Raw genomic sequence first — 6,765 nt, forward strand, 5'->3', positions numbered from 1 at the left:
ATTAAACCTCCATAAAACCTATAAGCATAACTCTAATAGTTAATTGAAAATTAGAATTGCTCAATAATGCCTTCCTAGCATCTCCTATTTTATCAATAATATTGCTAAGCCTCTTATAGGACATTTCAACTGCTAATTTTTTTAAATTTTCTATTTTATCCCCGTTTATTATTCCACTACCATCACTAACTTCTTTATAAATTATAATATCTCTTATAAAGGAGGCTAAAATGCTTAATAATTCGTCCTTTTTATCTTTAAAACTTACTATTTTAGATTCAAAATCTAAAAGTTCTTTTAAATTATTTTTAGTTAATATAAATAATAAATCAATTACAGTATTTCTTAAATCCTTTAATGATGCATCCTTTAAAAAGGCTTCTGCTTTTCCTGGAATTCCTTCACTATATGCAATTGCAGCATTAATTTCATCTTCACTAAATTCATTATTATTAATTCTATTTAAATAAAGTCTTACTTCTTCTTTGCTTAAAGGAGTTAATTTATATATTTGACACCTAGACTTAATAGTATCTAATATAAGCTCTAAGCTTTCACATAATAAAATTATATAAACTCCCTTTGGTGGCTCTTCTATAGTCTTTAAAAGAGCATTTTGCGCTTGCACGGTTAATTTATTTCCATCATAAATTATTATTACTTTCTTATCACCTTCATAGGGTTTCTTATATACTTCTTCTACAATCTCTCTTACATCGTCTACCCCAAAAGAAGATTTCTTAGTCTTATATTTTATAATGTCAATATAATCTTTCTCCTCTAATTTACCTAATATATTAACAGCTAATTTATTAGCTAAATTACTTTTGCCAATACCATTTTCACCAACAATAATATGAGCATGGGAAATCTCACCTAATTCTACTCTTTTTATAAAGCTATCTGTTATATTTTTATGTCCTATGAAACTTCCCATCTTTTCCTCCAGTTATATCTTAATGAATTGATCCACATCTATTACAAAAATTGTTGCTCCCCCAACCTCTATTTCAATCGGATATGACATATACATATCTACATTTCCTGTTATAGGAGTTGGAGTAGTAATGATTTGCTTTCTAGTCTTACAAACATCTTCTACAACATCTATAACTTTTTGTACCTTATCAGCTTCTACACCTATAATTAAAGTTGTATTACCTGACTTTAAGAACCCTCCAGTAGTTGCAAGTTTAGTTACTCTAAATCCAGCTTCTGTTATAGCATCAACTAGATCCATAGCATCATCATCTTGTACCATAGCTATTACTAACTTCATATAAACCCCTCCCTCATAAATAATCTCCTCAATAATATTTTATCACAAAAGTCTTGCAATTTAATTAAAAATTTACTTAATGATAAAATTTATTTGATAAAATTTGTAATTATGGATTTAACTGAGTCAAAAACTTCATTTAATGGCTTTTCTGCATCAATTACTTCAAATTTATCCTTATTCTTTTCAACTAAAGTATAGTACCCCTCTCTAACCTTATGATGAAAATTAACTTTTTCTAAATCTAATCTATTAACTTCTCTATTGTCATTGCTATTAATTCTCTCTAATCCAACTTCTGGAGAAACATCAAAGAAAATATTTAAGTCAGGCATATAATCTCCAACTGCAAATTTATTAATTTGATATACTTCATCTACCCCTATATTTCTAGCATAACCTTGATATGCTAGTGATGAAAAAATAAATCTATCGCATAACACAATTCTTCCCTTATCTAATTCTGGTATAACCTTTTCTACTAAATGTTGCCTTCTTGCAGCCGCATATAATAAAGCTTCTGTCTTAGGATCCATAGATGTATTCTTAGTATCTAAAATCACTTCTCTTATGTCCTCAGATATTTTTATACCACCTGGTTCTCTTGTTTTTATACAATCAATACCATTTTCAATTAAATAATTATATACCATTTCTAAAACAGTACTCTTTCCTGAACCGTCTCCACCTTCAAATACAATAAATTTACCTTTGTTCATTTCTACTACCTCATGTTATTATTTTAAAATTGCTTATAATCCACTTTTTTATTCTCTCTTTATAGTATTCATATTTTTTGTCAGTTACTTTTAAGCTAACTGTTTCATTGTTACATTCATGGCATAATAAGCATCCATCATTAATTATATCATCAACTAATTCTTTACTACAAACTATACATGTATTTTTATCTATATCTTTTATTTTTAAATTGATTTTTTTCTTTTTGAAACTCATTTTAACCTCCATTTTTTATTTTAATTCTCGCCTAAGTGAAATTTTTTTATACTCATAAAAAATTAAAGGCTATGCTTACAATTACAAGATTTTACTTAAATAATAATTATGGCTTCCATTTTATAAAACTATAAAAATATAAATTATTAATTGAACTATATTTAATAAATAATTATCTCTATTTAAGGGAAAGTTAAAGATATGATAATTTGGGAGGAATAATTTTATGAAACAAGAAATGATTAGTTATATTGAAAAACATAAAGAAGATTTAATTAATTTAAATAAATTTTTATATGAAAATCCTGAGAAAAGTTATGAAGAACATAGGGCTTATAAATATATTACTGATTTATTAGAAAAGCATAATTTTGAGGTTAGTAAGGACTTCTTAGAATTAAAGACTTCCTTTTATGCTACGAAAGGGACCTCACATCCGAAGATATGCTTCTTATGTGAATATGATGCAATTGAAAATGAAGGGCATATTACAGGTCATAATTTACTTACTTCTACCTCTGTGGCTGCAGCATTAGCTCTTGGAGCTATTGTTGAGAAGACTGGAGGAACAGTAACTATTATTGGGTGTCCTGGTGAGTATTTAGGAGGAACCAAGTCTATAATGGTTAAACAAGATGTCTTTAAGGACATTGACATTGCCATGCTTGCTCATCCTGATGTTGTAACTTGCGAAAGTGGTACATCATCTGCCATAATTCCATTAAGTTTAAAATTTATAGGTAATAAAGGACTCAGCTTTTTAAACAAAAAAAGTTATACTTCCTTAGATGGTATTTTATTAACTCTAAATATATTAAATATAGTTGAAAAAGGATTCCCCGATGATGTTGAAGTAACCTCAATATTATCAAATGGAGGCTCTACCCCTTTATTATTACCTCTTGAAGCAGAAGCTAAGTTTTATATTAGGGCTAAAGAAATGGATGTAGCAAGAGTTGTAGAAGAAAAGATAAGAGAAATTGGAATATATGTATCTAAGCTTATAAGAATCCAAAGTATTTTCTCTTTATATGAGCCTGAGAATGAAGAATTAAATACAAATAGATCTCTAAATAGATTATTTAGTCATAACTTAAAGGAAACTGGAATTATTAATATTGGTGCTCCAAGAGATATAAATTCCGGGTTAAGTCTTGGAATTGTTAGTAAGTCTATTCCAAGTATTCAACCTTTCTATTCAATAATAGAAGATAGTAACACTAAATATGGAACAAGAGATTTTGCTAAAGCAACTGTAAGTGAACATGGATTTAATGAAGCAATAAAAGCAGCTTTAGCCTTAGCTTTTACTGGATATGATATTATTTCTAATGAAAATTTACTGTCAGAAGTTAAGAATGAATTTTATAAAAAATAGGCTCTATTATAGAGCCTATTTTTTTAAGTCACATTTTAATCCACCACATTTGATTATTTTACTAACAAACTTTTCACTTGGCTGAAATTTTATTTTTTGAATTCCATCTCCATTTTTACAAATACAATAATATGATTTTACTCCAACTCTATTACAAAGGTATCTTTTAGTTCTCAGAGTATATAAGTATTTTCTTGGAATTGAAGATTTATCACCTATATAAAGAACATCAGACATCCTTATACTTTCTAAATTCCTTTCTTCTTTGCTGTTAATTGAATTAATTATTATCTTATCTGCTATAACAGCATATTTATATGAAACAAAGCAACTTCTTATTTCCTTAGCTATCAATATTAAAGTAATTATTACAAGTATTACATTAAAAACATTCCCCATCACATGCTCTTTAAATTTAGACCTTTCAATAGCTTCTGCTAAATATAGCACCACTGTTAAGGTAAGTAAAATAGTAGTAATAACAGGCACTCTTTTTTTAGCAACAACTTCTCTATGCATCATTTTAACATTTTCCCCCATCATGATATCACTAAATTCTAATAAACAATATTGAGATTATACTAAGTATTTAGATATTTAGCCATATTTGTTTTTTGATGATTATAACACTATTTTTAGTGTTAACTTACATTATCTTAAATTAAATAGTGCATGTACACTATTACTATAGATATCTTCATTTATCTCATAAATAAAAAAAAATAAAATAATGTATAAGTTTACTTCTTTATATTCTTAAATTAATTGTTGATTATTAAAAAATAAAATCCTATAAATATGTTACAAATGTAAGTTTAAATAGTATAATTAATTCTGAAGTCTATTTATGGAGGTTTAAAAATGATTCAAATATATAAAAGTATTAGTGAAAGCAATCCTTCACTAAAAGCATTAGACAACTTAGAACCTGGATGCTGGATAAATATAGTGGCTCCATCTGATGAAGAGTTAATCTTGATATCTAAAAAAACCGGTGTACCACTACCATTTTTAAAGGCACCATTAGATGATGAAGAAACCTCTCGTATAGATACTGAAGATAATTGCTTATTGGTTATAGTAGATATACCATTTACTGAGATGGAAGATAATTCATTAACTTATGATACATATCCACTTGCTATAATCCATACTGAGAAGCAATTAATAACTGTATGTTTAAAAAATAGTAGAATCCTTACAGACTTTATTAATGGGAAAGTTAAATCTTTTTATTCATTTAAAAAATCTAGATTTATTCTACAAATTTTAAGTAAAATTTCTAGTGCATATTTAGTATATTTAAGACAAATAGATAAGAAAAGCTTAATGATAGAAAAGAGACTACATAAATCAATGAAAAATAGGGAATTGATTCAGCTACATTCATTAGAAAAGTCATTAGTTTACTTTTCTACTTCCCTTAAAGCAAATGAAATAACCTTAGAAAAAATGCTAAAGCTTGAGATAATGCAAATATATGAAGAAGATCAAGACGTCTTAGAGGATGTCATTATAGAAAATAAACAAGCAATAGAAATGACAGAAATATATAGTAATATACTAGCAAGTACTATGGACTTTTTTGCCTCTGTAATTTCTAATAATTTAAATATAGTGATGAAAGTTCTTGCTTCAGTTACAATATTAATGGCTATTCCTACAGTTATAGGTGGTATTTTTGGTATGAACTTTATTAGAATGCCATTGATAACTAATGAATATGGATTTGAAATAACTATGTTTATAACTCTATTATTAACTTTTGGAGCAGCTTATCTACTTTATAAAAAAGATATGTTTTCATAATGAATATAATAAAAAAATATAATTTACATAACTCATCATTTATAATGGTGAGTTTTTTATTAAAAAAATCCTTCCTAGTATAAAGACAGTGAATCTATAATATATTAGTACAAATATTAAAAAGTGGGTGCATTTCTCTTTGTCTAAAAATAAATTAAAAAATATTTCTTATAATTCTACCATAGGTATAATATCTCCTGCTTCCCCTGAAAGCAGTGAATTTATAGATGAAAAGATAAGCTTATTCTCTAAATTTGGATTTAAAATAAAGAAAGGTAAATACTTATATGATAATACTGGATATCTAGCAGGAGATGATAAAAATAGAGCTAATGACTTAAATTCTATGTTTGCTGACAATAATATAGATGCTATTATATCTTTTAGAGGTGGGTATGGATCTATCAGAATGATGCCTTACTTAGATTTAAAGACAATAAAAAAAAATCCAAAAGTTTTATTTGGATATAGTGACATAACATTATTATTAAATTATATTAGTAGAAAATGTAACTTTCCAACTTTTCATGGTCCTATGATTAACTCTAATTTTGATGATATAACTACCAGAGAATATTTTCTTAAAGTTCTATTATCTAATGAAGAAAAATTATCTTATGATTTAAATGATGTATGTCATGATGATTTTATAATTAAAAATAATAAGGATTTTTTCGGGAAAATTGTAGGTGGTAATCTTTCAATAATTTGCTCTGCTATTGGAACTCCTTATGAAGTTAAATTAGAAAACAATATTGTTCTTATAGAAGATGTGAATGAAAATCCTTATGTTGTGGATAGAATGCTTTCTCAACTTCTATCCTGTGGAAAACTTCAAAGATCTTCAGCAATTATAGTAGGTAGCTTTACTAATTGTATTGGTTCAAAATCTAGTCCACTAATTAATGAAGTCATTACCGAAAGATTATCTTCATTAAAGCAACCAATTATATATGGATTTAAATTGGGACATGATTATCCTAATATATCTATTCCTATAGGCAGTATTTTTAAATACTCCTCTAACAATAAAATATTATTAGAAAAATAAAAAATCCTACAAGAAATCTTGTAGGATTTTTTTGGAGGCGCCACCCGGATTTGAACCGGGGAATAAAGGTTTTGCAGACCTCTGCCTTACCACTTGGCTATAGCGCCATACCTGGTGGCTCGACCAGGAATCGAACCAGGGACACGAGGATTTTCAGTCCTCTGCTCTACCGACTGAGCTATCGAGCCACATTACCTGGCAACGTTCTACTCTCCCACACAGTCGCCCGTGCAGTACCATCGACGCTGTAGAGCTTAACTTTCCTGTTCGGAATGGAAAGGAGTGTTTCCT

Annotated in this window: 8 protein-coding genes, 2 tRNA genes and 1 rRNA gene; 3 read left to right on the top strand and 8 right to left on the bottom strand. The window is 27.7% G+C overall.

Features of this window, described 5'->3' with window-relative positions:
- Nucleotide 1: 1 nt before the first annotated feature.
- The 4 genes from E6248_RS01945 to E6248_RS01960 all read right to left on the bottom strand — a co-directional run bounded on the left by E6248_RS01945 (nucleotide 2) and on the right by E6248_RS01960 (nucleotide 2,236).
- On the bottom strand, nucleotides 2-937 hold the full coding sequence (locus E6248_RS01945) for a DNA polymerase III subunit delta' (RefSeq protein WP_316339164.1): 936 nt from the start codon (nucleotides 935-937) through the stop codon (nucleotides 2-4).
- Between the two features lie 12 nt (nucleotides 938-949).
- Complete coding sequence (locus tag E6248_RS01950) at nucleotides 950-1,279, bottom strand: cyclic-di-AMP receptor (protein WP_316339165.1); 330 nt, start codon at nucleotides 1,277-1,279, stop codon at nucleotides 950-952.
- Nucleotides 1,280-1,368: 89 nt separating this feature from the next.
- Nucleotides 1,369-1,998, bottom strand: a complete 630-nt coding sequence (gene tmk, locus E6248_RS01955) for a dTMP kinase (protein ID WP_316339166.1) — start codon at nucleotides 1,996-1,998, stop codon at nucleotides 1,369-1,371.
- 10 nt (nucleotides 1,999-2,008) lie between these two features.
- Nucleotides 2,009-2,236 (bottom strand): sigma factor G inhibitor Gin, encoded by a 228-nt coding sequence (locus tag E6248_RS01960; RefSeq protein ID WP_316339167.1) that lies wholly within the window; start codon nucleotides 2,234-2,236, stop codon nucleotides 2,009-2,011.
- Nucleotides 2,237-2,462: 226 nt separating this feature from the next.
- Between E6248_RS01960 and E6248_RS01965 the strand changes: the two genes are divergently transcribed.
- Nucleotides 2,463-3,614, top strand: a complete 1,152-nt coding sequence (locus tag E6248_RS01965; RefSeq protein WP_316339168.1) for a M20 family peptidase — start codon at nucleotides 2,463-2,465, stop codon at nucleotides 3,612-3,614.
- Between the two features lie 15 nt (nucleotides 3,615-3,629).
- On the opposite strand, the gene E6248_RS01970 is transcribed toward E6248_RS01965, so the two are convergent.
- On the bottom strand, nucleotides 3,630-4,136 hold the full coding sequence (locus E6248_RS01970; protein ID WP_316339169.1) for a hypothetical protein: 507 nt from the start codon (nucleotides 4,134-4,136) through the stop codon (nucleotides 3,630-3,632).
- A gap of 339 nt (nucleotides 4,137-4,475) precedes the next feature.
- On the opposite strand from E6248_RS01970, the gene E6248_RS01975 reads away from it, so the two are divergent.
- Both E6248_RS01975 and E6248_RS01980 read left to right on the top strand, forming a co-directional pair.
- The gene (locus tag E6248_RS01975; protein WP_316339170.1) at nucleotides 4,476-5,423 is read left to right on the top strand and encodes a magnesium transporter CorA family protein; all 948 of its coding nucleotides are present in this window, start codon (nucleotides 4,476-4,478) and stop codon (nucleotides 5,421-5,423) included.
- A gap of 139 nt (nucleotides 5,424-5,562) precedes the next feature.
- Nucleotides 5,563-6,474: an LD-carboxypeptidase gene (locus E6248_RS01980; RefSeq protein ID WP_316339171.1), complete on the top strand. Its 912-nt coding sequence runs from the start codon at nucleotides 5,563-5,565 to the stop codon at nucleotides 6,472-6,474.
- A 32-nt stretch (nucleotides 6,475-6,506) separates the two neighbouring features.
- Here the strand turns inward: E6248_RS01980 and E6248_RS01985 are convergent.
- The 3 genes from E6248_RS01985 to rrf form a co-directional block, all read right to left on the bottom strand.
- Nucleotides 6,507-6,581 (bottom strand) — tRNA-Cys (locus E6248_RS01985).
- A 5-nt stretch (nucleotides 6,582-6,586) separates the two neighbouring features.
- A tRNA-Phe gene (locus tag E6248_RS01990) sits at nucleotides 6,587-6,662 on the bottom strand.
- Between the two features lie 5 nt (nucleotides 6,663-6,667).
- Nucleotides 6,668-6,765, bottom strand: a 5S ribosomal RNA gene (gene rrf / locus E6248_RS01995); the annotation flags it as partial.

Source organism: Clostridium sp., assembly GCF_032552055.1.
GTDB lineage: Bacteria > Bacillota > Clostridia > Clostridiales > Clostridiaceae > Clostridium.

Coding starts and splice junctions, on each gene's coding strand:
- E6248_RS01960 (WP_316339167.1), bottom strand. CDS start 2,236: ATGAGTTTCAAAAAGAAAAAAATCAATTTAAAAATAAAAGATATAGAT.
- tmk (WP_316339166.1), bottom strand. CDS start 1,998: ATGAACAAAGGTAAATTTATTGTATTTGAAGGTGGAGACGGTTCAGGA.
- E6248_RS01945 (WP_316339164.1), bottom strand. CDS start 937: ATGGGAAGTTTCATAGGACATAAAAATATAACAGATAGCTTTATAAAA.
- E6248_RS01975 (WP_316339170.1), top strand. CDS start 4,476: ATGATTCAAATATATAAAAGTATTAGTGAAAGCAATCCTTCACTAAAA.
- E6248_RS01965 (WP_316339168.1), top strand. CDS start 2,463: ATGAAACAAGAAATGATTAGTTATATTGAAAAACATAAAGAAGATTTA.
- E6248_RS01970 (WP_316339169.1), bottom strand. CDS start 4,136: ATGATGCATAGAGAAGTTGTTGCTAAAAAAAGAGTGCCTGTTATTACT.
- E6248_RS01950 (WP_316339165.1), bottom strand. CDS start 1,279: ATGAAGTTAGTAATAGCTATGGTACAAGATGATGATGCTATGGATCTA.